This window comes from Erwinia sp. 009765445 (assembly GCF_058137865.1).
The window spans coordinates 164,024-190,693 of record NZ_JBYUWC010000011.1 but is presented as its reverse complement, the minus strand read 5'-3'; the positions used below and the strand labels follow the sequence as shown (position 1 = coordinate 190,693).

At 54.9% G+C, this 26,670-nt stretch carries 20 protein-coding genes; 19 read left to right on the top strand and 1 reads right to left on the bottom strand.

From position 1 onward, the window contains the following. Positions 1–389: 389 nt before the first annotated feature. Entirely contained in the window at positions 390–1,529 is a 1,140-nt protein-coding gene (gene queG, locus AC3Y5R_RS14230) for a tRNA epoxyqueuosine(34) reductase QueG (RefSeq protein ID WP_489921885.1), read from the bottom strand. Here queG and nnr point away from each other — a divergent pair. The 19 genes from nnr to rnr all read left to right on the top strand — a co-directional run bounded on the left by nnr (position 1,528) and on the right by rnr (position 26,559). Beyond that, complete coding sequence (gene nnr / locus AC3Y5R_RS14225; protein WP_489921884.1) at positions 1,528–3,051, top strand: bifunctional ADP-dependent NAD(P)H-hydrate dehydratase/NAD(P)H-hydrate epimerase; 1,524 nt, start codon at positions 1,528–1,530, stop codon at positions 3,049–3,051. The genes queG and nnr overlap by 2 nt on opposite strands. Further along, entirely contained in the window at positions 3,048–3,524 is a 477-nt protein-coding gene (gene tsaE, locus AC3Y5R_RS14220) for a tRNA (adenosine(37)-N6)-threonylcarbamoyltransferase complex ATPase subunit type 1 TsaE (RefSeq protein WP_489921883.1), read from the top strand. Before nnr ends, tsaE begins: the two co-directional genes overlap by 4 nt. After that, on the top strand, positions 3,521–5,191 hold the full coding sequence (gene amiB / locus AC3Y5R_RS14215) for an N-acetylmuramoyl-L-alanine amidase AmiB (protein WP_489921882.1): 1,671 nt from the start codon (positions 3,521–3,523) through the stop codon (positions 5,189–5,191). Before tsaE ends, amiB begins: the two co-directional genes overlap by 4 nt. A gap of 31 nt (positions 5,192–5,222) precedes the next feature. Next, complete coding sequence (gene mutL / locus AC3Y5R_RS14210) at positions 5,223–7,112, top strand: DNA mismatch repair endonuclease MutL (protein ID WP_489921881.1); 1,890 nt, start codon at positions 5,223–5,225, stop codon at positions 7,110–7,112. Further along, a complete protein-coding gene (gene miaA / locus AC3Y5R_RS14205; protein ID WP_489921880.1) occupies positions 7,105–8,055 on the top strand; it encodes a tRNA (adenosine(37)-N6)-dimethylallyltransferase MiaA in 951 nt (316 codons plus the stop codon). Before mutL ends, miaA begins: the two co-directional genes overlap by 8 nt. A gap of 101 nt (positions 8,056–8,156) precedes the next feature. Then, a complete protein-coding gene (gene hfq, locus AC3Y5R_RS14200) occupies positions 8,157–8,468 on the top strand; it encodes an RNA chaperone Hfq (protein ID WP_034939922.1) in 312 nt (103 codons plus the stop codon). 202 nt (positions 8,469–8,670) lie between these two features. Next, complete coding sequence (gene hflX, locus AC3Y5R_RS14195) at positions 8,671–9,951, top strand: ribosome rescue GTPase HflX (protein WP_489921879.1); 1,281 nt, start codon at positions 8,671–8,673, stop codon at positions 9,949–9,951. 68 nt (positions 9,952–10,019) lie between these two features. Next, complete coding sequence (gene hflK / locus AC3Y5R_RS14190; protein WP_158784220.1) at positions 10,020–11,264, top strand: FtsH protease activity modulator HflK; 1,245 nt, start codon at positions 10,020–10,022, stop codon at positions 11,262–11,264. 3 nt (positions 11,265–11,267) lie between these two features. After that, the gene (hflC, locus tag AC3Y5R_RS14185; protein ID WP_489921878.1) at positions 11,268–12,269 is read left to right on the top strand and encodes a protease modulator HflC; all 1,002 of its coding nucleotides are present in this window, start codon (positions 11,268–11,270) and stop codon (positions 12,267–12,269) included. Between the two features lie 766 nt (positions 12,270–13,035). Beyond that, positions 13,036–13,884: a glycosyltransferase family protein gene (locus tag AC3Y5R_RS14180; RefSeq protein ID WP_489921877.1), complete on the top strand. Its 849-nt coding sequence runs from the start codon at positions 13,036–13,038 to the stop codon at positions 13,882–13,884. Continuing rightward, positions 13,881–15,086 (top strand): glycosyltransferase family 4 protein, encoded by a 1,206-nt coding sequence (locus tag AC3Y5R_RS14175; RefSeq protein WP_489921876.1) that lies wholly within the window; start codon positions 13,881–13,883, stop codon positions 15,084–15,086. The genes AC3Y5R_RS14180 and AC3Y5R_RS14175 overlap by 4 nt, the downstream gene beginning before the upstream one ends. A 36-nt stretch (positions 15,087–15,122) precedes the next feature. Continuing rightward, positions 15,123–16,295, top strand: coding sequence for a glycosyltransferase family 4 protein (locus AC3Y5R_RS14170; protein WP_489921875.1), 1,173 nt, complete (start codon positions 15,123–15,125; stop codon positions 16,293–16,295). Beyond that, the gene (locus AC3Y5R_RS14165) at positions 16,295–18,112 is read left to right on the top strand and encodes an ABC transporter ATP-binding protein (RefSeq protein WP_489921874.1); all 1,818 of its coding nucleotides are present in this window, start codon (positions 16,295–16,297) and stop codon (positions 18,110–18,112) included. Before AC3Y5R_RS14170 ends, AC3Y5R_RS14165 begins: the two co-directional genes overlap by 1 nt. A gap of 14 nt (positions 18,113–18,126) precedes the next feature. Further along, entirely contained in the window at positions 18,127–20,415 is a 2,289-nt protein-coding gene (locus AC3Y5R_RS14160) for a phosphotransferase family protein (protein WP_489921873.1), read from the top strand. After that, a complete protein-coding gene (locus AC3Y5R_RS14155; RefSeq protein WP_489921872.1) occupies positions 20,412–21,752 on the top strand; it encodes an alginate export family protein in 1,341 nt (446 codons plus the stop codon). The genes AC3Y5R_RS14160 and AC3Y5R_RS14155 overlap by 4 nt, the downstream gene beginning before the upstream one ends. Positions 21,753–21,849: 97 nt before the next feature. Then, entirely contained in the window at positions 21,850–22,050 is a 201-nt protein-coding gene (locus AC3Y5R_RS14150; protein WP_158781176.1) for a DUF2065 domain-containing protein, read from the top strand. 110 nt (positions 22,051–22,160) lie between these two features. Beyond that, entirely contained in the window at positions 22,161–23,459 is a 1,299-nt protein-coding gene (locus tag AC3Y5R_RS14145) for an adenylosuccinate synthase (protein ID WP_489921871.1), read from the top strand. A gap of 195 nt (positions 23,460–23,654) precedes the next feature. Then, complete coding sequence (gene nsrR / locus AC3Y5R_RS14140; RefSeq protein WP_489921870.1) at positions 23,655–24,092, top strand: nitric oxide-sensing transcriptional repressor NsrR; 438 nt, start codon at positions 23,655–23,657, stop codon at positions 24,090–24,092. 19 nt (positions 24,093–24,111) lie between these two features. Further along, entirely contained in the window at positions 24,112–26,559 is a 2,448-nt protein-coding gene (gene rnr, locus AC3Y5R_RS14135) for a ribonuclease R (protein WP_489921869.1), read from the top strand. The last annotated feature ends 111 nt before the right edge of the window (positions 26,560–26,670 follow it).

Below are 26,670 nucleotides of genomic sequence, written 5' to 3'. Positions count from 1 at the left end.
GGGAATAGCTCAGTTGGTAGAGCACGACCTTGCCAAGGTCGGGGTCGCGAGTTCGAGTCTCGTTTCCCGCTCCAAAAAAGAAAATCACTTCCTCAGCCAGATGATTTATCCACAGCGATAACTCAGCTGCGTTTCGCTTTTTTTCGCGTTTCTCAAATATTCTTTAACAGAGTTATCCACAGCTGTTGCTGACGTCCGCCAAATGTTCTGAAGACGTAAAATCTTACGTTATCGTCATAACTTGTTGTTATTTATGCTTATTATAATATTTCAAATTGTTATCTGGATCGCTTGTGCTTTCTGTGACACTTGAATGACAACAACTTTTTATTTTTATGCACAGCGTGTGGAAAACTGACTGCCAGCCTCAAATAATGCTGACTGTACACTTAAGCATCACGGGGTAATCCTTTTTCAATCGCCCTCACCAGACGTTTCTGCTGTCCACTCTGCACCTCAATCGCATTTTCAGCCCGCTTCGCCTGCTGACGAGCCAGCGCCCAGTGAATATGTTCATCCAGCATCTCGTTTTCGCCCAGCCTGGTGCTCAGTGCTTCAACACTTTCGACTGACCATGGAGCATTGCCCAGGGCTACTGCGATGTTTCGCAGCCAGCGTAGATGTCCAATGCGACGAATGGCTGAACCTTCGGTCACGCGCAGGAACTTTGCTTCATCCCACGCAAAAAGCTCAACCAGCGGTGGTGCGTGAAGCACCGCTCGCGGGCTGAAGTCATCCTCATCGGTCAACTGACCGTAGCGGTTCCACGGGCAGATCAGCTGGCAGTCATCGCAGCCATAGATACGGTTGCCAATCAGCGGTCGAAACTCTTCTGGGATAGCGCCTTCCAGCTCAATGGTCAGATAAGAAATGCAGCGTCGTGCATCCACGATATAAGGTTCAACGATTGCGCCTGTCGGACAGGTGGTGATACAAGCGACGCAGCGACCGCATTGCTCCTGCTGTGGGCTGTCGCTGGGCAACGGGAGGTTGATCAACAGTTCGCCAAGAAAAAACCACGAACCCGCTTCGCGGTTAAGCACCAGCGAATGTTTACCGGTCCAGCCCAGGCCTGCTTTGACGGCCAGCGGCCTTTCCATTACCGGTGCAGAGTCGACAAAAGGGCGAAATTCCGCTGTTTCACAGCGCTCACGGATCAGGTCTCCGAGCTTTTTCAGGCGATTGCGTAATACTTTGTGGTAATCACGTCCCAGCGCATAACGGCTAACATAACCCAGCTGAGGATTTTTTAAGGTCGTGGCAAAGGCGGCTTTAGCGGGCAGATAATTCATCCGGACGCTGATGACACGCAGCGTACCGGGCAGCAACTCATGAGGGCGGGCGCGCATCATTCCGTGGCGTGCCATCCAGTCCATCTCGCCATGATACTGCTTGTCCAGCCACTCCTGCAGGCGCGGCTCTTCCAGGCTTAAATCGGTATCACAGATACCGACCTGCTGAAAACCGAGGTCCTGGCCCCACTGTTTAATATCCAGAGCAAGTTGATGGAGATCGAGAGGATGCGACATGAATAACCTGAGCCAGCGAAATAACCCGGCAAGTTTACCCTATTCTGTCTGGCCTGTAGAGGCGATGGCGCAACTTGAGCGAGAGGGGGCCGATGCGCTTGGTATCACTCTGTTCGAACTGATGCAGCGTGCCGGTGAGGCGGTATTCAGCCGCCTGCGTTCGCTCTGGTCGGATACGCAACACTGGTTGATCCTCTGCGGGCACGGCAATAACGGCGGCGATGGGTTTATCGTGGCGCGGCTGGCGCAGTCCGCCGGATTGACGGTCACGGTGATTGCCTGTGAGGGTGCCAGGCCTTTGCCTGAAGAGGCACAACAGGCACGTGAAGCCTGGCTGGCCGCGGGAGGAGTGATCCACGATCCGTCCATACACTGGCCCGATCAGGTGGAGGTGATTGTCGATGCGCTGCTGGGTACCGGCCTGAGCCGGGCGCCAGAGGCACCTTACCAGCAGCTGATTGAACGGACGAACGCCCACCCGGCCGCCGTGTTTGCCGTGGATATCCCTTCCGGGTTAGTGGCTACTAACGGCACGGCACCTGGTGCGGTGATCTCTGCCGACCATACGCTGACGTTTATCGCCCTGAAACCTGGCCTGCTGACCGGTAAAGCACGAGATTATGTCGGTAAGCTGCATTATCACGCCCTGAGCCTTGATCCCTGGCTGGCGACTCAGACTGCGCCATTTGCCCGTTACGATGCTTCATACCTCTCTCACTGGTTAAAGCCACGCAGGCCAACCTCGCATAAAGGCGACCACGGCAAGTTAGTGATTATCGGCGGCGATCATGGTACTGCGGGGGCGATTCGCATGGCGGGAGAGGCGGCTTTACGCGCCGGCGCAGGATTGGTGCGAGTACTCACTCACAAAGATAATGTTGCGCCATTGCTGACTGCCCGGCCTGAACTGATGGTACAGGAGCTGAGCAATCAGGCCATTGATGAGGCGCTGGAGTGGGCGGAGGTGATCGTTATCGGTCCTGGCCTGGGGCAGGGAGAATGGGGCAAAAAAGCCCTGCAGAGGGTAGAAAACTCTCAGAAACCGATGCTTTGGGATGCAGATGCGCTTAACCTGCTGGCAATCAGTCCCGATAAACGTCAAAATCGAATCATTACGCCTCATCCGGGTGAAGCGGCGCGACTGCTTAACGTGAAGACCAGCGAAATTGAGAGCGACCGCTTACATTCCGCTGAACGCCTGGCGAAACGCTATGGTGGCGTGGTGGTGCTGAAAGGGGCCGGTACGCTGATTGCCAGCGAAGAGGGAGAGCTGACATTTGCTGATGTGGGCAATGCCGGTATGGCGACAGGGGGCATGGGTGATGTACTCTCTGGCATCATTGGCAGCCTGTTGGGGCAGAAGCTCCCGTTATATGATGCTGCCTGTGCAGGATGTGTGGTGCACGGCGCGGCGGCTGAAGAAGTGTCTGAACGCCTCGGTACAAGAGGGATGTTAGCGACCGATCTTTTTTCCGGGCTGTATCTGTTTGTCAATCCTGAGATCCTGAATACAAAAGAATGAAGACCTGTGTAATTACATTGCCCGATGAGGCGGCAACCCTCGCATTGGGTGCCAGCCTGGCCCGCGCCAGCGAAAGCGCGGCAACGATCTATCTGTATGGCGACCTCGGTGCGGGGAAAACCACCTTCAGCCGGGGATTCCTGCAGGCGCTTGGGCATCAGGGCAACGTCAAAAGCCCGACTTACACGCTGGTCGAGCCCTATATTCTGCCGGAACGCCGGGTCTATCATTTTGATCTCTATCGCCTTGCCGATCCGGAAGAGCTTGAATTCATGGGCATTCGCGACTATTTCACCGAAGACAGCCTCTGCCTGGTCGAATGGCCTCAGCAGGGGACGGGCGTGCTGCCAACGCCCGATATTGAACTGCACCTCAGCTATCAGGGCCATGCGCGTCAGGCCGAACTTAAAGCCTGCTCAGTGGCCGGTGAGGCCATGGTGCAGCAAGTTGCCACGGAAAAGGGTTGTAAATGATGTTGCGCATGAAGTTTGGTTTGTTACTGGCACTATTACTGACGACATTCTCCAGCCTTGCGGCCAACCTGTCGGACATTAAAGTTTCTAACGGGGATGACAGAGCCACCGTGACGCTGAGCTTTGCCGGTCAGCCGGTTTACGGTTTCTTCCCGCTGCATAATCCTGACCGTGTGGTGCTGGATATTCGTCAGAGTGGGGTGATTAAAGGATTGCCTCTGACCTTCAGCGGCGAGAATATCGTTAAGCGCATTCGCTCAAGTAAGCCGAAAGACAACCAGAGCATTCGACTGGTGTTTGAGCTGACGCAGCCGGGTAAAACCCGTGCTGTGACGCAGCGTAACGGCAATGATTACAACGTGGTGTTTACCATTAATGGTACGCGCCCGGCTAAATCCTCTTCCCGACCTGCGGAAGTCAGCACGGCTTCGCGTTCTGCTCCTTCTTCCCCGGCGGAGAATCCTTTCAAGAATAATCCTGTGACTGCTGTCAGCAGCGGTAATGAGGTGGCTGCGCCGGGCCGCACTCCACGTTCGGCTAACGAAGCAGTGATTGTGGCGATCGATGCCGGCCACGGTGGTCAGGATCCCGGTGCGATCGGTGCTGGTGGTCTGAAAGAGAAAAACGTCACCATCTCTATTGCCCGCAAGCTGAAAGCCTTGCTGAATGACGATCCGATGTTTAAAGGGGTGATGACCCGTGACGGCGACTATTTTATTTCGGTAATGGGCCGCTCTGACGTGGCGCGTAAGCAAAACGCTAATCTGCTGGTCTCAATTCACGCGGATGCCGCACCGAACCGCAGCGCTTCTGGCGCATCGGTGTGGGTGCTTTCCAACCGTCGCGCCAACAGTGAGATGGCGGGTTGGCTGGAGCAGCACGAGAAACAGTCTGAGTTGCTGGGCGGGGCGGGCGATCTGCTGGCGAACAGCCAGGCTGACCCTTATCTCAGCCAGGCGGTACTCGATTTACAGTTCGGCCACTCCCAGCGGGTAGGTTATGACGTGGCGGTAAAAGTTATCGCCCAACTGCAACGGGTGGGGTCGCTGCATAAACGCCGCCCGGAACACGCCAGCCTGGGTGTTCTGCGTTCACCGGATATTCCTTCGCTGTTAGTGGAAACCGGTTTTATCAGTAATCCTTCGGAGGAGCGACTGCTTGGCAGTAGCGCATACCAGCAGAAGATTGCCGAGTCGATTTATAAAGGACTCCGTAACTACTTCCTGGCGCACCCGCTGCAATCGATCCCAAAGGAGGAAAACCGACCGTTGCAGTCAGCATCGGCGGTTAACGTTGAACCTAACCCGGCACCAGCCAATACCCAATATTCCGGGGCGGTGGCGCGTCATGTCGTCAAACGGGGTGAAACTCTGTCCGGTATTGCTGCGCACTCAGGCGTCAGCATGGCAACTTTACGTTCCATGAATACGTTAAAAAAAGATGTGGTTTGGGTGGGGCAGCGCTTGAAAGTGCCCGCAGGCAACATCACATCAGCTGTCAGTGCGGCAAAACCGAAGAAGCCAGTCCGCCACAAGGTGGTTCGCGGTGATTCACTGACGGCGATTGCGGCCCACTACGGCGTGAGCCAGAAGGCGATACAGCAGGCGAATAATATGAAGTCGCAGAATGTGATGTTGGGCCAGACGCTAACCATCCCGGCATCTTAACCGTATTGGGTCGAATGGAAGGATTCTGATTATGCCGATTCAGGTGTTACCTCCGCAGCTCGCTAACCAGATTGCGGCGGGTGAAGTGGTGGAACGTCCGGCATCGGTGGTGAAAGAGCTGGTGGAAAACAGCCTTGACGCCGGGGCAACGCGAATTGATATCGAAATTGAAAAGGGTGGCGCAAAGCTGATCCGCATTCGCGATAACGGCTGTGGCATCGGTAAAGATGAGCTGGCCATGGCGCTGGCTCGTCATGCAACCAGTAAAATCACCACCCTGGACGACCTGGAAGCCATTATGAGTCTTGGCTTTCGTGGTGAAGCGCTGGCCAGTATCAGTTCGGTGTCGCGCCTGACGCTGACTTCCCGCACTGAAGCGCAAAATGAAGCCTGGCAGGCCTATGCTGAAGGGCGCGACATGGATGTGACGGTCAAACCGGCTGCCCATCCAGTGGGGACCACGCTGGAAGTGCTGGATCTGTTTTACAACACCCCGGCGCGGCGCAAATTCATGCGCACTGAAAAAACCGAATTCACCCATATCGACGAAATCATTCGCCGTATTGCTCTGGCTCGTTTTGATGTTGCTTTCTCGCTCAGCCATAACGGCAAGCTGATGCGGCAGTATCGTGGCGTCACCGAAAGCAGCCAGCGTGAGCGTCGTCTCGGCTCCATCTGCGGCACGGCTTTTCTCAGCCATGCGCTTTCGATCGAATGGCAGCATGGCGACCTGAGCCTGCGCGGCTGGGTAGCCGATCCCGCCGGTTCCCGCGCCATTACCGACCTGCAGTATTGCTACGTTAATGGCCGGATGATGCGTGACCGCCTGATCAATCATGCTATCCGTCAGGCCTATCAGGATAAACTGGGCGATGAACATCAGCCCGCCTATGTGCTGTATCTTACGATCGACCCGCATCAGGTAGACGTCAACGTGCATCCTGCCAAGCATGAAGTGCGTTTCCACCAGTCGCGGCTGGTACACGATTTTATCTATCAGGGTGTGATCAGCGTCCTGCAGGAAACCGGGACCGAAACGCTGCCTGCCATTGATGAAGCCCCGGCTGAGCGCTGGCAGCCTGAGAATCGCCAGGCGGCAGGCGGCAACCACTTCGCTTCTCCTGCACCGGCGAAGAGCCCGGCTGGCGGGGGCACTTCCCAGGCAGGCTGGCAGGCTAAAACGTCCGGTGACGGCAGCGCTCCTCAGGCGAACTGGCAGCGGCAGGAGCCGTTGTACCAGAAGAAAGAGGGTACAGCTTATCAGCAACTGATGAAGACGCCTGAACTGCCTCGCGCTCAGGAGCCGCCTGCTGGCCGGATCGGCGAAGCTACGGAACCGGAGTATCAAGCTCCGTTAATCGGCCACAGCCAGAGCTTCGGCCGGGTGCTGACGGTGGTGCAGGATAACTACGCGCTGGTCGAGGCAAAAGACCGCCTTGCTCTGATTGCTTTACCGGTGGCGGCGCGCTGGCTGAAGCAGGCGCAACTGGATCCCGGTGAGGAAGGGCTGAAGCCGCAGCCGTTGCTGATCCCGGTGCGGATGAAGGTGGATAAACCGGAGCGTGAAGCGATCGGGCATCATGCCACCTTACTGATTCAAATGGGGATTGAACTGCTTGCGGATGGTCATCATGTGACGCTGCGTGCCGTACCTTTACCATTGCGCCAACAAAATTTACAAAACTTGATTCCAGAACTGTTAGGCTATCTCGCCCGGCAGCAGGATGTGTCGGCAACGCAGGTGGCGCAATGGTTAGCGCGCCATTCCGCAGTTGAACATCCGCACTGGAATCACTCGCAGGCGATAGCGCTGCTGGCCGAAGTCGAAAGGCTCTGTCCGCAGCTGATTAAATCGCCACCTTCTGGATTTATGCAGCACGTCGATATTGAAATGGCGATGAACGCCCTGAAGCATGAGTGAAACTTCCAAGGCTGGCCGGCCAAAGGCTATTTTTTTGATGGGGCCAACGGCTTCCGGTAAAACTGCACTGGCCATTGCATTACGCCAGCAGCTACCCGTTGAGTTGATTAGCGTAGACTCCGCCCTGATTTATCGGGGAATGGACATCGGAACCGCCAAGCCTTCTGCGGAAGAGCTGCGGCTTGCGCCCCATCGTTTGCTGGACATTCTCGACCCCTCTGAAGCCTGGTCGGCGGCGGAGTTCCGGCGGGATGCGTTGGCAGAAATGGCGGAAATCACCCAAAGTGGGCGAATTCCGTTGCTTGTTGGTGGCACCATGCTCTATTACAAGGCCTTGCTGGAAGGATTATCGCCGCTGCCCCCGGCGGATCCGGAAGTGCGTCAGCGTATTGAGCAAAGGGCGAGTGAAGAAGGTTGGGATGCCCTTCACCGTCAGTTATGTGAAATAGATCCCATTGCTGGAAATCGTATTCATCCGAATGATCCCCAGAGACTCTCGCGAGCACTGGAAGTTTTTTTTATTTCGGGTAAAACTTTAACGGAACTGACTAAAACGGCCGGTGAAGCACTGCCGTACGACGTTGTCCAGTTTGCGATTGCTCCTCAGCAGCGCGAACTTATTCATCAACGTATTGAGTTGCGTTTCCGGCAGATGTTAACGTCAGGATTTGAAGCGGAGGCTCGGGCGCTTTTCGCACGAGGTGATTTGCATACGGATATGCCTTCCATTCGTTGTGTGGGTTATCGCCAGATGTGGTCATATCTTGCTGGCGAGATCGATTACGATGAAATGGTTTATCGGGGAATTTGCGCGACCCGGCAATTGGCTAAACGCCAGATGACCTGGCTTCGTGGCTGGAAAGGGGTTCACTGGCTGGATAGCGAACACCCGGAAGCCTCATTGGCTACGGTCCTTCAGGTTCTTAGTGCGAAGCCTGGGTGATTGTGTACAATTGGTGCGTTATCGTGCGCAAATTTTTACGCAGTATTTCAGGGCTCGGGCCCTTAAAGTAGTAAACAACAAGCATATAAGGAAAAGATAGAATGGCTAAGGGGCAATCATTGCAAGATCCGTTCTTGAACGCACTGCGTCGTGAACGTGTTCCGGTTTCGATTTATTTGGTTAACGGTATCAAACTGCAGGGTCAGATCGAGTCGTTTGATCAATTTGTTATTTTATTGAAGAACACAGTCAGCCAGATGGTGTACAAGCACGCTATCTCCACTGTTGTTCCGTCCCGTCCGGTCTCCCACCACAGCAACAATGCGGGTGGCGGAAGCAACAACTATCATCACGGTGGCAGCAATCAGGGGGCTTCTTCTCAGCCTCAGCAAGACGGTGAAGACGCAGAGTAATCACTGTTTTTTCAGGACGGGTCTTCGCTTGCTTTCCAGGCTCCCGTCCTGGTAATCCTTTTTTCGTCTGGTCTGGCCCATCAAAGTCAGGTGGGTGAGATTACGCTCTTAATACGCCGATTTAATGCGCATTTTGCATCTGATTTTGACGAAGTATGGCCACCGCGTAGCAGGTTTAACAAGGTTCTGAGAGGTTTTAAGTTTGTTTGACCGTTATGATGCCGGTGAGCATGCCGTACTGGTACACATCTATTTCTCTCAAGACAGAGATATGGAAGACCTGCAGGAATTCGAAGCCCTGGTGTCTTCTGCTGGTGTTGAAGCGCTGCGTGTTGTGACTGGCAGCCGTAAAGCGCCACATCCAAAATATTTTGTCGGCGAAGGGAAGGCAGTGGAAATTGCCGAAGCGGTGAAAGCCAGCGGTGCCTCCGTGGTGCTGTTCGATCACGCCCTGAGTCCGGCACAGGAACGTAATCTGGAAGCCCTGTGCGAGTGTCGCGTCATTGACCGCACCGGCCTGATTCTGGATATCTTCGCCCAGCGCGCGCGTACCCATGAAGGCAAATTACAGGTGGAACTGGCTCAGCTTCGCCATCTTGCCACGCGCCTGGTCCGTGGCTGGACCCACCTTGAACGCCAGAAGGGCGGTATTGGCCTGCGTGGCCCGGGTGAAACCCAGCTGGAAACCGACCGTCGTTTACTGCGCAACCGCATCACGCTGATCCTTTCCCGCCTTGAGCGAGTGGAAAAGCAGCGCGAGCAGGGACGCCAGGCCCGTAATAAAGCCGATGTGCCTACCGTTTCGCTGGTCGGCTATACCAACGCAGGTAAATCCACTCTGTTTAACCACCTGACATCTGCAGAAGTGTATGCTGCCGATCAGCTGTTTGCCACGCTGGACCCGACCTTGCGGCGAGTCGAAGTGGCCGATGTGGGTGAAGTGGTACTGGCTGATACCGTTGGTTTTATCCGCCATCTGCCCCATGACCTGGTTGCTGCGTTTAAAGCCACGCTGCAGGAAACCCGCCAGGCCACGCTGTTGCTGCATGTGATTGACGCGGCTGACCTGCGCGTGGATGAGAATATTGAAGCGGTGGAAGAGGTTCTGGAAGAGATAGAATCTGACGAAATCCCCACCCTACATGTAATGAACAAGATTGATATGCTGGAGGATTTTGTCCCCAGAATCGATCGTGATGAAGAAAATCTGCCCGTGCGCGTCTGGCTCTCAGCGCAAACGGGCGAGGGCATTCCACTGCTGTTCCAGGCGCTAACTGAGCGGCTGGCAGGGGAAATTGCCGAGTACGCTTTACGTCTGCCGCCTGAAGCGGGGCGGCTGCGCAGCCGGTTTTATCAGCTGCAGGCGATCGAAAAAGAGTGGAATGAAGACGACGGAAGCGTAGGTTTGGAAGTGCGCATGCCGATTGTTGACTGGCGCCGTCTGTGCAAACAGGAGCCGGGGCTGGTGGATTACATTGTTTAACTGATTTTTGCCTGACACGTATCCCGGCCTTGGGATAACACCGCACACACAATTAATGGAGTATAAACATGGCGTGGAATCAGCCCGGGAATAACGGACAGGACCGCGACCCGTGGGGAAGCAGCAATAATCAAGGCGGCAACTCTGGGGGAAATAAGGGAGGGCGCGATAAGGGGCCTCCTGATTTGGACGATATCTTTCGCAAGCTGAGCAAAAAGCTTGGCGTTTTTGGCGGTGGTAAAAACGATAACAGCGGCGGGCAGAAAACCCCGGGCAGCGGTGGTCGTCTGATCGGTATTGTCGCGGTTGCGGCGGTAGTGATTTGGGCCGGTAGCGGCTTCTACACCATTAAAGAAGCGGAACGAGGTGTGGTCACGCGCTTCGGTAAATTCAGTCACCTGGTTGAGCCAGGTCTGAACTGGAAGCCGACCTTTATCGATCAGGTTCGTGCGGTGAACGTGGAGGCGGTGCGCGAGCTGTCGGCTTCCGGCACCATGCTGACTTCTGATGAGAACGTCGTGCGCGTTGAAATGAACGTGCAGTACCGCGTAACCAATCCGGAGCGTTACCTGTTTGCTGTGACCAGCGCTGATGACAGCTTGCGTCAGGCAACCGACAGCGCATTGCGTGGCGTCATTGGTCGTTCCACCATGGATCGTATCCTGACTGAAGGGCGTACTGTGGTGCGTAGCGAGACTCAGCGTGAGTTGGAAGAGACCATTCGTCCGTACGATATGGGTATCACTCTGCTGGACGTCAACTTCCAGACCGCACGTCCACCAGAGGACGTAAAAGCAGCATTTGATGATGCCATTGCCGCACGTGAAAACCGTGAGCAGTCGGTTCGTGAGGCAGAAGCTTATGCCAATGACCGTCTTCCACGTGCCCGTGGTGATGCGCAGGGTATCCTGGAGCAAGCCCGTGCCTACAAATCACGTGTAACCCTTGAAGCACAGGGTGAAGTGGACAGCTTTGCCAGGATCCTGCCGGAATATAAAGCCGCACCACAAATCACCCGTGAGCGTCTGTATATCGAAACTATGGAACGTGTGCTCAGCCATACCCGCAAGGTGCTGGTTAACGACAAGGGCAACAACCTGATGGTGCTGCCACTGGATCAGCTGATGCGTGGCCAGAGCGGTGCATCGACCAACAGTTCGCAGGACAGCAGCACAAATCTGCTTCGCCTGCCGCCAGCGACCGACAGCAATGAGCGCGCCAGCAGCAGTTCATCGTTCAGTCCGGACAACATTATGGACCAGCGCCGGGTGAATGCTCAGCGCAACGATACCCAGCGTCAGGGGAGGGAGTAACCGATGCGTAAGCCACTGATCGTTGTAGTGATTGTTGTGCTGGTGGTGCTGTATGCGTCACTGTTTGTGGTGCAGGAAGGCCAGCGCGGCATTGTGATGCGCTTCGGTAAAGTTCTGCGCGACAGCGAGAATAAGCCGCTGGTGTACGCACCGGGTCTGCACTTCAAGATCCCATTCCTGGAGTCTGTGAAGTCGCTTGATGCCCGTATTCAGACCATGGATAACCAGGCCGATCGCTTCGTGACCAAAGAGAAGAAAGATCTGATCGTTGATTCCTATATCAAATGGCGCATCAGCGACTTCAGCCGCTACTACCTGGCAACAGGCGGTGGCGACGTTTCTCAGGCTGAAGTGCTGCTGAAGCGTAAATTCAGTGACCGTTTGCGTTCTGAAATTGGTCGTCTGGACGTGAAGGATATCGTTACTGATTCCCGCGGTCGTCTGACTACGGATGTGCGTGACGCGCTGAATACCGGTAGTGCAGGTCAGGATGACGATGTTGTGACACCAGCAGCCGATGATGCTATTGCATCAGCAGCCGCCCGTGTTGAGCGTGAAACGACCAGCAATGAACCGGCGATTAACCCTAACAGTATGGCCGCGCTGGGTATTCAGGTGGTGGATGTGCGCATTAAGCAGATCAACCTGCCAACTGAAGTCTCCGATGCGATCTATGCCCGTATGCGAGCTGAGCGCGAATCTGTAGCCCGTAGCCAGCGTGCTCAGGGTGCTGAAGAAGCTGCGAAAGTCAGAGCGCAGGCAGACTATGAGGTTGAGCGTACGCTGGCAGAAGCTCGTCGTCAGGCGCTGATCACTCAGGGTGAAGGTGATGCTGAAGCTGCGAAACTTTACGCCGATGCTTTCAGCCAGGACCCGGACTTCTACGCCTTTATCCGCAGCCTTCGTGCCTACGATAACAGCTTCAAAAGTAACCAGGATGTGATGGTACTGAGCCCGGACAGCGATTTCTTCCGCTTTATGAAGTCGCCTTCTAACGCCCGGTAAATGCGTTAATCATGGCGACCGGAAGCAGAGATGCTTTCGGCTTAATGAGAGAGTGACTTCAACCCTGTAAGCGGTAAGCTTGCAGGGTTTTTTATGTGCGTTATGAATTTTTGTGATTATTTTAATTCCATCATTTCTTATAAAATTATATTGTTCTTTTTTATAAGGTAAGATTTGTCTGCATTTTTATTGGCGACTTGCATTCCATTGACGATGAATGCTCGTTTGTGTAGCCTGCTGTTAATCTCAGGGTTATTACTTCAAGTTAATAAAATCTGAAATATTTTCTTTGTGGGAATTTTGAAAGGATTGTTTAATTATTTTAAAAATATCACATTTATTGTATTGATGATTATTATTTAAATGCGATACAAGGAATTATCGTCAGATAACAGGATGAAAGGAAATGGAATCTTCCGCGAATAAAAAAAGGGCACCTCGCTGTGTTCTTTATTCTCACGACACGATGGGGTTTGGGCATATCCGTCGCAATATCCTGCTAAGTCAGGCGGTTCTCGACGCCTTGCCCAACGCAGAAGTCCTGCTGATTTCTGGTGTACGTGAGGCTGGCCGCTTTACCCTCCGTAAGGGGGTGGATAGCGTTATTCTTCCTTCTTATATAAAAACACCCGAGGGTAAATATCAGCCGCGATCGCTTGGCAAAAAAATAAAATCATTGGTCAGACTGCGTGAACAAATAATTTACTCGGCTATTAATGCGTTTTCCCCGGATGTCATGATTGTGGATAATGTGCCCCGGGGGGCCATGCGTGAGTTGGATCTCAGCCTGCCACTGCTTTCCCGCCTTGGTACACATATGGTGCTGGGGTTAAGGGATATCATTGACGAACCTCAGGCAGTGAAAAAACAGTGGGATAAACAGGAGAACAGTCAGGCGATCCGTGACTTTTATTCCACCATCTGGATATACGGCGATAAAAAGCTCTATGACCTGCGCAAAGAATATCATTTCGATGCACAGACCAATAAAAAAATAAACTTCACCGGTTATCTGGATTCGGTTCAACGTACCCAGTCCGACGACAATGACGGCCTGCTTTTGGGCAACGGCAACTTACCCTATGTGCTTTGCGTGGTTGGCGGAGGACAGGACGGTTTTCATCTGGCAGAAACTTTTGCCCGTGCCCGTCTGCCCGAAGGGGTTCAGGGGATCCTGGTGACCGGCTCGATGATGCCGGAAGCGCAGCGCCTGCGATTGCAGCAACTGGTTGCGGGCAGCGCTGAAAAGAGCATCGTCGGTTTCGTTGCCGAGCCGCTTAAGCTGCTGCGTAATGCTCGTGCGGTGGTGGCAATGGGGGGCTATAACACGGTAACGGAGATCCTGACCTTCCACAAAACCGCCCTGATAGTCCCCAGGGTATCGCCCCGGCTGGAGCAGTGGTTACGGGCTGAACGCCTGGCCCGGATGGAGCTGCTGGACTGTGTCCATCCTGACCATCTGACGGTGGACTATCTCAGTAACTGGCTTGCAGGGTCACATCGCTTTGCCGATCCTCGCGAACGGCTTGATTTTTCAGGGTTGAACTTCGTGGCGGAAAGCGTCCGCGGCATGCTCAGTCCTGAACGTAGCCTGAGCCGCGAGGAGGCATCGTGATTTCTCAACCTCTGCACGTGGGTTACGTGCTTAAACGTTATCCCCGTTTTTCCGAGACCTTTGTGGTGAATGAGATCCTGGCCCACGAGCGGGCTGGCATGGCGATTGATATTTTTGCGCTCGGCCCGGTAATGGAAGCCCATTTTCAACATGATATCGGCGCGGTCAGGGCACCGGTAAGCCGCCTGCCTGAGAAGCAACGCAATGTGGAGCACTACTGGGCGCTGGTGAGTGAAGCCCTTGAAAAACTGCCTGGTTTTGCCCGTAAGCTGGAAGAGGAGCGACAAAACAGCGTGCACGATCTGGCGCTGGCAATGCATATTGCACTGGCCGTACAGGCAGGAAACATTCAGCATCTGCACGCCCATTTCGCCACCCAGGCCGCCACGGTGACGCGCCTTGCTGCCAAATTCAGTGACATCAGCTGGTCATTTACCGCCCACGCGAAGGATATTTATTACCGCTATGACGGGGATATTTTCCTTCAGCGCAAGATTGACGATGCTGACCATATCGTGACCGTCTCTGATTACAACCTCAACTGGCTCCGCAGAGAGTACAGCCCCGAACCGCATAAAATCAGCCGCATCTATAACGGTCTGGATTTACGGCAATTCCCCTGGTCTTCCCCTTACAAGCGACCGCCGGAAATTGTTGCAGCGGGACGACTGGTGGCGAAAAAAGGGTTTCTGGTGTTGATTGACGCCGTCAGCCGGTTGAAAGCAGCGAGAACAGAGTTTCACTGTACCTTGATTGGCGAAGGCCCACTGCGTGAACAGCTGGAGGCCTTAATTCAGCAGGCCGGAGTGGGAGATGTTGTGACGCTCACCGGGGCCTTGCCAAGGCATCAGGTGGCTGAGGCGATTCAGAATGCTGCCGTTGTCGTCGCACCGTGCATTATCAGTGAAGATGGCGATCGTGATGGTCTGCCGACCATTTTAGTCGAGGCCATGGCGCTGGGAACTCCGGTTGTCTCCACCAACATTGTGGGGATCCCGGAATTGGTGGACAACGATGTGACGGGGCTGTGCGTGGACCCGAATGATGCGGAAGAGCTGGCGCAGGCTGTGAGCCAGCTGCTGAGTGAACCGGATACTCGCGAGCGGCTGGCCAGAAAAGCCAGAGATCTTGTGGTGCGTGACTACGATGTCGATCACAACGCACAAAAACTCAGCGCCGTTTTCCGTTCTTATGCCTTATGAACTTTGCTTTCCCAGGGAAAAAAGGATTTTTCTAAAATGCGAGTCGCTTACATCTGTGCCGATGCCGGAATTCCCGTCTTTGGCTGTAAAGGTGCGTCGGTACATATTCAGGAAGTGCTGCGCGCGTTAATCAAAAAGGGGGCGGAAATTGTCCTGTTTGCCAGCCGGATTGACAGCCCGCCTCCGCAGGATCTGAAAGGGATCCAGCTCTGTTCGTTGCCCCAGGCGAAATCAAAAAGCGCCGATCGGGCCGAAGCTGCACTGGAGGCCAATCAGCAACTGGTTCAGGCGCTGGAAGATAACGGCCCCTTCGATCTGGTGTATGAACGCTATTCATTGTGGAGTCATGCAGGTCTGGATTTCGCCAGCCGCCAGGGCTGGAAGACGGTGCTGGAGGTGAATGCGCCGCTGATTGAGGAGCAGCGTAACTACCGCGAGCTGGTGGATGAGGAGCAGGCAACCTTCGTTTTGCGTTGTTTACTGGACAGTGCGGCAACCGTTGTGGCGGTGTCGCCTGGCGTAAAGGACTACCTCGCCTCGTTTTATGGTTCGGTGGAACGAGTACATGTGATTGCTAATGGCGTGGATCCGGCTCGTTTCGCCCTTCCGGAGTTCCGGCAGCAGGCGGATATCGACGAAAGCCCGGTAGTTATTGGTTTTCTGGGCACTTTAAAACCCTGGCATGGGTTAACCACGCTGGTCGATGCGTTCAGACTTCTTCACGCGCAGCGGCCAAACACTCAGTTGCTTATTGTCGGAGAAGGGCCTGAACGGGCAACGCTGACTGAAGCACTCCATCACTTCGGACTGTCGGAAAGTGTTATTTTCAGCGGGGGAGTCAATCCGGCGGAGGTGCCCGGCTGGCTGGCGAAAATGGATATTGCAGTCGCCCCTTATCCTGCGCTGGCAGGATTCTATTTTTCTCCTCTGAAAATTTATGAATACATGGCCGCCAGTTTGCCGGTAGTGACGACCCGGGTGGGACATCTTGCCGGAGTGGTGAACGAAGGGCAGACCGGTTTACTGGTGGAACCGGATAATTCTGCTGCACTTTGCGAGGCCATCAGGCATCTGGTGGATAATCCCTTGTTGCGACAGCAACTCGGAAGTGCGGGACGCATTAATGTGACCATGCAACACAGCTGGGATGCCGTAACGGAGCAAATATTGCGGATTGCAGATCTCCGGCTTGCGGATCGGGAGCCGTGATGCAGCACAGTTGGATGAAGGTTACTTCCCGTTTTTCACCTTATCTTCGCCAGCAGCGTGGCGTTATTGTCCGTGCGTTGCTGGCACTGCTGCTGGCTACTGCGATGCGGCTGCTGGAGCCGTGGCCGCTGGCGTTTATCGTTGATAATTTGCTGGCGAAAGATCATACCACTACCGGGACGCTGGCCGGACTTACTGCTTCACTGACGGTGGAAGAGCTGCTGCTGCTCTGTGCCGGAAGCGTTATTGTTATCGCAGCCGTAAAGGCGGCACTGAGTTATTTCAGTACCATCGGGCTGGCTATCGCCGGCAGCCGGATCATCAGTGCGGTAAGGGTGGAGTTATTTCGCCATTTACAAAGTCTGTCGCTGCGGTTCCATCAGCAGGCTAAAACGGGCGACCTGGCGATGCGTCTGATCAATGACATTGGCATGCTGCGCGAGGCAATCATTACTGCGCTGGTGCCAATGCTGGCTAACGTGCTGATTCTGGTAGGGATGTTCAGCATGATGCTGTATATCGACTGGGATCTGGCGCTAATCTCTTTGCTGCCATTGCCGCTGTTGTGGTGGAGCAACCGACTTTCCAGTAAAAAAATACATAAGGTAAGCCGCGAGCAGCGCAAGCGGGAAGGTGCGCTGGCGGCCAGCTCGGCGGAGTTTCTTGGAGCTATGGGGGTCGTGCAGGCTCTTTCGCTGGAGTCGGTAGCCTCCCGCAGTTTTGCCAGCGATGACGGAAAAAGCCTGCAGCAAAACGTCCGGTCGCGGCGACTGCTGGCGGGCCTTGAACGCCGCGTGGATTTGATCATTGCTTTCGCCACCGCCTTCGTGCTCTTCGATGGGGCTACTGATGTGCTGGCGGGGACGATGTCGCCGGGCGATCTGCTGATTTTTGTCTCCTACCTGAAAAACTCTTTTCGCCCGGTCCGCGAGTACGCCAAATATGCCGGACGTCTGTCAAAAGCGCTGGCAGCCGCTGAGCGAGTGACCAACCTGCTGGATCTGCAGCCGGAAATAGTCGACCGTCCGGGAGCGAAACCGCTGACCACTGTTCGGGGAGAGATCTGTTTTGAACGGGTGAGTTTTGCTTACGCCAGAGCAGGGCAGGAGCGGCTTAATCTGCTGAATCAGATCGACTTTAGCCTGTCTGCCGGAGAGTCGCTGGCGATCGTTGGCCCCTCAGGCACCGGTAAATCAACGTTGCTCAGCCTGCTGTTGCGGCTATATGAGCCACTATCCGGGCGCATCCTGCTGGATGGTCAGGACATCAGTGACTGTACGATTAAAAGCATCCGTCAATCTATCAGCTATGTGCCTCAGGATAACCTGCTGTTCGGTCTGACCGTGCGTGAAAATATCGCGCTGGCCGCCACGCAAGAGGTCACGGACGAACAGGTCTTTGCGGCGGCACGGCTGGCCCGGGCGCATGAGTTTATTCTCGGGCTGCCAGAAGGGTATGACACGGTACTGAGTGAACGGGGCACTTCCCTTTCTGGTGGGCAGCGTCAGCGGATCTCCATTGCCCGTGCGGCTATCCGGCAAAGCCCTGTTCTGTTGCTTGATGAACCGGGGACCGGCCTGGACAGTGAAGGGGGATATTATCTGATGGAAGCGCTGACCCAGCTGATGGTTGAGCGCACCACGGTTATTGTGACCCATAACCTCTCTTTTGCAGCAAGAGCGCAGCGTATCCTGGTGCTGGAAAACGGCAGGGTAGTGGAGCAGGGAACGCATGACACACTGTTGGCGAATAAGGGCCGTTACGCAGAGCTATGGGCCATCCAACAGCCAGACTATCAGCAGCTATGCGAGAGTTAACAAGGAAGAGCGGAATGTTACTGGATAAGGATATTGAAGTAGTGAAAAGCGACGCCGATCTGCCGGGGCTGATCGCAATGCTGGATAGCGAATTTCTGCTGGAGAAGCTGCAGGGGTTGCCGCAATTTGCCGATCTTCGCCAGCTGCAAACGGACTATTTGCGTTACAAACCTGCGACCAGCTGTACGGCGACACTGCTCTTAACGTTTGCCGACGGACGCAAGCAGTATCTTTTTGCAAAAGCCCTGACGAAGGCCCGTTTTGTTGTCTCATGGCAGCATCCAAAACGGCAAAGGTTGGAGGAAAAACAGGATCCTTCCGCTCCGGTAGCACTTCCTGAACTGGGCATTATTTTAACTTATCCCCAGCAGGATCGTGCACTCCCTCAGCTTGGCTTGCTGACTCCCTCCGCGCAGCGTGATGCCCTTTTCCGTCAGTGGCTTCCGGGGCTTTCTGGCAGTGCAGAAATCAGTGTGCAGATCATGCGTTATAAACCTGAGCGCAGGTTACTGGCACTGTTATACAGCGATGGTCAGCCCCGTGCTGTGCTGCGCTTCGCCAGCGCCAGTCGTTTTGAGCCGATGCTGGCGGGGAATCAGTGGGGGCACACCACCGGTGAAATCACCCTGCTGGCGGTAGTTCCGGAATACCGGTTACTGATCACTGAGTGGATTGAGGGACAAACCCTTTGTCCCGAGCAGGGAGGGTGCTGGCAGGAAAGCGATCTTTTCCTCACAGGACGCCAGCTGGCTGGAATACATCAGGACGACTCCATTTCACCCGCGACGTTGTGCGCCCTGGAGGGTGCCAGCGGGGCCAGAAATGTACTGGACACGCTGCGGGCTATCTGTCCGCAGCAGGAGACACTGTTTTCCATGCTGCTGGATGAGCTCGACCGGAGACTAGCGGCCCATCACTTCAAACCGGCTTTGATTCACGGCGATTTTTCCATTGATCAGGTGGTCAGGCTTTCTACTGAGCGACAGATAAGAATTATCGACTGGGATCGGTCTGCGCTGGGAAATCCGGCGAGCGATCTGGCTGCTTTCCAGGCCAGGATTGAGCTGCAGGTCATCGAAGGTCTGCTCAGCCAGCAACAGGGAAGCCAGGCGATTGCGACTTTCCATGCTGGCTACGTCGCATCGGGCGACCGGTTACCGCAGTATCTGAATGAGTACACGGCTCTGGCTATGCTGCAACTGGCTGCTGAGCCGTTCAGGAAACGTGCTGCGGACTGGTCACAGCAAATTGAAGCCTTGCTGCTTCGGGTGCAGCAATTACTGGCTTTACCTGCCACTTTACCGGCGGATGCTGCCCTGCAGCGTTTGCTCAATCGTCAGCAGATGGAGGAGCCACTGCGTGCGGTGCTGGCGTTGCCAGAGGCCAGTATTCTGAACCGTATCGGGCTTATCGCCAGCAAGCCTGGCCGGCGAGCCGTACTGGAATATCAGTTTGTCGTGCAAGGCAGCAGCGCGCCTTTTTCAGTGGTGGGAAAATATCGCTGTAAGGGGATCAATCAGCACGGTTATGCCGTACAGCAGGCGCTGTGGCGTAACGATTTTGGTGCCAATAGCGACATTGCCGTACCGGAACCTCTTGCGATGTTGCCCGCCTGCCATCTGTGGATACAGCGTAAGGTGGCAGGCCCCTGTATGACTGCCTTGCTCTTTCCGGATAACGATCGTCTGTTTGAGCTGGGCTACTGTGCCGGGAAGGCGCTGGCGAAAATACAGTCCAGCCGGACGGCCAGCACCCTGGTCACGGAGAAGTGCTGGACCCTGCAGGATGAGCTGAGGGTTCTCAGGTTGCGGCTCGCTGCGGCCAGTGATGCCCGTCCCGAATGGGCCAGCCGCATCACACGTGTTTTCAGCGGCTGTGAGTCACTAACCCGTTCTCTGTCTGGTGCGAATAACGTTTTTGTCCACCGTGATTTTTATCCCGCCCAACTGCTGGTTCCCGATGAATCCCCGGCGCGGATCGTGGTTCTTGATTTTGATCTCTCCGCCACTGGCGCGGCGGCACTGGACGCAGGGAACTATCTGGCCCATGTGCAGGAGCAGGCATTGCGCTGCTGGGGAGAGGTGGACGCTCTTAACCTCCATGAGCAGGGATTTATCGAAGGCTGGCAGCAGCACAGTCAGCCAGCGGACGAGCAACATATTGCCATCTTTACCCTGCTTGCTCTGGCTCGTCATATAGGTATCAGCCTGCTGTTTGCGGAGCGGCATGCGGTGACGGAGCGCCTGCTTTCTCTCTGCGAACAGAGACTGAAGAATGAATTCGTCAGCAGGGAGGCTGAATGATGAAAAGAGTGAGTTATCTTTGTTTACTGGTCTCAATTCTCGCCTTCCCACTGGACGGTGTGGCCACTGACAGTGGACCAACCGGTAAGCACATCCCCCACACCAGAAAAAAAGCCTCTCCTGACCCGCGGCCAGGGGAGGCGCTGGCCGTCCATTTACGGACCATTGTGGAAGCCACGCAGCTCAGAAACAGCAAGCTTCGCTATGGCGACAAAAGAACCAATGAGCTGGAGCTGGAGCCGACCGCCAGGCTGAGCGTCAGGGCTTTTAAAGGGCGACCGGTCTCTTTCTTTGGCGAGCTGGAATTCATCCGGAAGAAAAAGCGGGAGACGGGAAAAGAGGCTAAGACCACCGACACATTGAATTTTAATCAGGCCTGGCTGCAATTCGATGAGTCGCTGATCCCGGATGTGGATTTACGGCTTGGCCGCTGGCTGTTACGGGATGAGCGGGAATGGCTGTTTGATGAAAATATCGATGGCGTCTATGCGAAGTATGACGGCAAGGTGGAGACCGAGTTCGTCGCCGGGCAGGTTAACTACTGGCAGCGTGACCTGCTGGACAGCAGTACGCGCGGCGATAAAACCAACATTCTGGCACTGATCCCCCGTTATGGCCTCAGTCAGCACTGGCTGGTGGGTGGCTATGCTGTGTATCAGAATGGCCGGGCCACGAAAGAAGATCGTCAGTTAAATATGGGACTGCGCTCCTGGGCCTCACCACGGCAGGATTTCAGCCACTGGCTGGATGTTTCCACCGTCCGGGGCCAGAAAGATCGACAACAGCTGAGAGGGTATGCGGCGGATAGCGGCGTAACCTTGAGGCTGAAAGAGATGCCGCTGGAGCCGCGTTTCACGCTCGGCTATGCCTGGGGCAGTGCGGATAAAGACAGCGACGAGCGAGTCAGCAGACGCTATCGTCAAACTGGCTTACAGGGTAATGAAGCGACCTTTGGCGGCATGGCTAAATTCAAAATCTATGGCGACACCCTCGCCCCTGAGCTGACCAATATCCACATTATTACAGCCGGAACGGGAATTGACCTGAGTAAGCAGGCGTCACTGGATGTGGTTTATCACTATTACCGCCAGCATCGCCTCGCGGCACTGGTTGATGATACCACCGCGCTGGAGGCCAAATATGACCGCCAAACAACGAAAAAACTGGGATCGGCGCTGGACGTGATTGTGGGCTGGCGGCCTCATCAGCGGGTGAGGCTGGAGGGCGGCATGGCCTGGTTTGCGCCTTCTTCCCGCTTTCATGCTGGTTCCAGCCGCCACAGCCCGCGCGCCGGTAATGCCAGTTCATGGTGGCTAAAAGCGGAGGTGAGATTTTAAAAGGGCGACTTCAATCTCTCTTTACATCTTCTCTGTACGATTCAGGTGAAGAGCCGTGGCATACTACGGCTCTTTTTTTGTGGATAATCCTCGTATTATGAACCCAACTATCTGGATGGCGCTGGCTCTGGTGCTGGTTTTGGAAGGCCTGGGGCCGGTCCTGTTTCCCCGCCTCTGGCGGCGAATGATTTTATCAATGACCCAACTGCCTGACACGCTGCTGCGCCGTTTTGGCGGTGGGCTGGTGGTCGCCGGAGCAGTGATTTACTACATGATCAGCACTCACAGCGGTGGTTAAAACTGCGCACAGCTCCGCGGTAAAAAAGTCCGCAATCGTATGCTAAAAGAGCTGAAAGACGTGTTTTACGGTGGTAGAATCCATTTTTAAGCAATCGGTGATTTTGAGAAATGGGTAAGAACGTCGTCGTACTGGGCACCCAATGGGGTGACGAAGGTAAAGGAAAGATTGTTGACCTCCTGACTGAACGTGCAAAATATGTTGTTCGCTATCAGGGCGGCCATAATGCTGGCCATACGCTAGTCATCAACGGTGAGAAAACCGTCCTCCACTTAATTCCCTCTGGCATCCTGCGTGAAAACGTGACCAGCATCATCGGCAACGGTGTGGTGCTGTCTCCTGCTGCGTTGATGAAAGAGATGAAGGGTCTGGAAGACCGCGGCTTCCCTGTACGCGAACGTCTGTTCATTTCTGAAGCCTGCCCGCTGATCCTCGAATATCACGTAGCACTCGACGTGGCTCGTGAGAAAGCGCGTGGTGCGAAAGCGATCGGTACCACCGGTCGTGGTATCGGCCCGGCTTACGAAGATAAAGTAGCGCGTCGTGGCCTGCGCGTAGGTGACCTGTTCAACAAGGAAACCTTCGCCGCCAAGCTGAAAGAAGTGATGGATTATCACAACTTCCAGCTGGTTAACTACTACAAAGAAGAAGCGGTTGATTACGACAAAGTGCTTGGCGATATGATGGCAGTAGCCGATATCCTGACCGGCATGGTGGTTGACGTTTCCGACCTGCTGGACAACGCGCGTCAGCGTGGCGACCTGATCATGTTTGAAGGTGCACAGGGTACGCTGCTGGATATCGACCACGGTACCTATCCGTATGTCACCTCTTCCAACACCACTGCGGGTGGCGTGGCAACAGGTTCAGGTATTGGTCCACGTTACGTGGATTACGTGCTTGGCATCGTGAAGGCCTACTCCACCCGCGTGGGTGCAGGTCCTTTCCCTACTGAGCTGTTCGATGAAACCGGTGAGTTCCTGTGCAAGCAGGGTAACGAGTTTGGTGCTACTACCGGTCGTCGCCGTCGTACTGGCTGGCTGGATGCGGTTGCCGTGCGCCGTGCGGTGCAGATCAACTCCCTCTCCGGCTTCTGCATGACCAAACTTGACGTGCTGGACGGCCTGAAAGAAGTGAAAATCTGCGTGGGCTATAAAATGCCTGACGGACGTGAAGTAACCACCACCCCGCTGGCAGCAGAAGGTTGGGAAGGCATTGAGCCAATCTACGAAAGCATGCCGGGCTGGTCAGAGACCACTTTTGGTGTGAAAACGCTGGAAGACCTGCCACAGGCAGCGCGTAACTACATCAAGCGTGTTGAAGAAGTGACTGGCGTCCCGGTTGATATTATTTCGACCGGTCCGGATCGCAGCGAGACAATGATCCTGCGTGACCCATTTGACGCATAAATGCTGTCTTCAGGGCCGGAGCAATCCGGCCTTACTCATTCCTCCACGTTTTCCTGCCCTGCATTCTCTTATCTCTTGCTTGCTGAAATAAAATGGCCTCGAATGCTAAGGCTGGTTTATCATCATTTATAACACACTCATTTTTGAGCGGATTACGGCGACTTTACCGGCGCTGGTCAGGCTTTTGAGGTAACTGTGCAGCTAACGAGTTTCACCGATTATGGTTTACGTGCGCTGATCTTTATGGCCGTACTCCCTGCAGGTCAGATGACCAGTATTACTGAGGTTACAGAGGCTTACGGTGTCTCACGTAATCATATGGTCAAAATAATCAATCAACTTAGTCGTGCAGGCTATGTAGCCGCAGTGCGTGGAAAAAACGGCGGCATCCGGCTGGGTAAAGCGCCGGGCGAGATTGTGATTGGTCAGGTGGTTCGGAATATGGAGCCGTTGCTGCTGGTGAACTGTGAGTCCTGCCTGATCACCCCGGCCTGCCGCCTGAAAAAGGCGCTGAATGACGCCGTGCAGAGTTTCCTGGCCGTACTGGATGACTACACGCTGGCCGACCTGGTTACCGACAACCATCCGCTCTACCAAATATTGCAGATTGAACGTCCTTCAATCCGCAACTGATGACAACGGAGGAACCGCAATGTCAAAAGATCCTTTTAAGGAACGGGAAGCTGAGAAATACGAAAATCCCATTCCCAGTCGCGAATTTATCCTGGCACACCTGGATAAACGCGAAAAACCAGCCAGCCGTGAAGAACTGGCTGCTGAGCTGTCTATTTCCGGCGAAGAGCAGACTGAAGCGCTGCGTCGCCGCCTGCGCGCCATGGAGCGTGACGGACAGCTGGTCTTCACCCGCCGGCAGTGCTACGCATTGCCAGAACGTCTGGATCTGCTGCGCGGCAAGGTAATCGGCCACCGCGATGGCTTCGGCTTTTTACGCATTGAAGGCAGCAAAGACGACCTGTACCTCTCTGCCGAGCAGATGAAAATGTGCATGCACGGCGATGTGATCCTCGCCCAGGCTATGGGTGCCGATCGTAAAGGCCGCCGTGAAGCGCGCGTTGTTCGCGTACTTGAACCGCGCAATAACGAGATTGTTGGCCGTTACTTTACCGAAGCGGGCGTTGGTTTTGTGGTGCCGGATGACAGCCGACTGAGCTTCGATATTCTGATCCCACAGGAAGAGCTGATGGGAGCCAGAATGGGCTTTGTGGTGGTGGTGGAGCTGATGCAGCGTCCAACCCGCCGCAGCAAAGCAGTCGGTAAAGTGGTGGAAGTGCTGGGTGACAACATGGGTACCGGCATGGCCGTCGAAATGGCGCTGCGCACCCATGATATTCCTCACAGCTGGCCGGAAGCGCTTGAAAACCAGATTGCCAGACTGAAAGAGGAAGTGCCGGAAGAGGCGAAAATTGGCCGGGTGGATCTGCGCGATCTGCCGCTGGTGACCATTGATGGTGAAGATGCCCGTGACTTCGATGATGCTGTGTTCTGTGAAAGGAAACGCGGCGGCGGCTGGCGCTTGTGGGTGGCTATTGCCGACGTAAGCTACTACGTGCGTCCGGGCACGCCGTTGGACGATGAGGCGGTTAACCGGGGGACATCAGTCTACTTCCCATCGCAGGTTGTGCCGATGCTGCCGGAAGTGCTGTCTAATGGCCTGTGTTCGCTGAATCCGCAGGTAGACCGTCTCTGTATGGTCTGTGAGATGACCATCTCCGCCACCGGTAAACTCACCGGCTATAAACATTACGAAGCGGTGATGAACTCATGGGCGCGTCTGACCTATAACAAAGTCTGGAGCATTTTGCAGGGCAACCAGGAGCTGCGTGAGCAATACGAGCCGCTGGTACAGGACCTGGAAGAGCTGCACCGCATGTATCTGGTGCTGGAGAAGTCCCGCGAGCAGCGCGGCGGCATCTCGTTCGAAACTGATGAAGCCAAGTTTGTCTTCAACGCCGATCGTCGCATTGAGCGCGTGGAGCAGGTTTCCCGTAACGATGCGCACAAACTGATCGAAGAGTGCATGATCCTCGCCAACATCGCTTCGGCTCGTTACGTTGAGAAGAACAACGAACCAGCGCTGTTCCGCGACCACGACCGTCCAAGTGAAGAGAACATCAAGAGCTTCCGCTCGGTGCTGAACGAGCTGGGGCTGACGCTGGGCGGCGGCAACAAACCGCATCCGCTGGATTATGCCGGACTGTTGACCCAAATCTCCAGCCGTCCTGACGCTGAGATGCTGCAAACCATGCTGCTGCGCTCAATGAAGCAGGCAGTGTACGATCCGGAAAACCGTGGCCACTTTGGCCTGGCGCTGGCCTCGTATGCCCACTTCACTTCGCCAATCCGTCGCTATCCGGATCTGCTGCTGCACCGTGCGATCAAGTATCTGCTGGCGAAAGAGAATGGCACTCTGCAAGGCAATACCACGCCGACCGGCGGCTTCCATTACGACCTGCAGCAGATGTTGCAGTTCGGTCAGCACTGCTCGATGACCGAGCGCCGTGCCGATGAAGCCACGCGCGACGTGGCCGACTGGCTGAAGTGTGACTTTATGCAGGATCAGGTGGGCGAAACCTTTACCGGCGTGATCTCCAGCGTGACCGGCTTTGGTTTCTTTGTGCGTCTGACCGACCTCTTTATCGATGGGCTGGTGCATGTCTCCACGCTCGACAATGACTATTACCGCTTTGACGCGGTTGGGCAACGTCTGATCGGCGAGTCCAGTGGCAAAACCTACCGCCTGGGCGATACGGTCGAAGTGCGTGTTGATGCTGTCCATATGGATGAGCGCAAAATCGACTTTGCTCTGATTTCAGGCTCACGTAAACCGCGTGGCGAAGGTAAAACAGAGCGCGAACGGGCGAAAAAGAGCGCACCGCTGCAACAAGGTAAACGTCGTCGTGACCAGGCTAAGAAGGCGAACTTTGAGCCGGACAGCGCCTTCCGTGCAGGGAGCGGTAGGCAGGATGCCAGCGCGAAGAAAGATAAAAAACCGAAAAAATCTTCGGATAAAACCCGTAAAATTGCAGCCGCGACCCGCTCCAAACGCGCAGCGAAGAAGAAATCTGACACAACGGCCTGACATCTGATGTCCTCCGTGGGGGAAGAAATGCGTCCCCCGTGGGGGCGAAGATCGTTGCAGGGGCGGAATTTATTCCGCCTCTCTGTAAAAATTATCTACTGAGTACTTGAT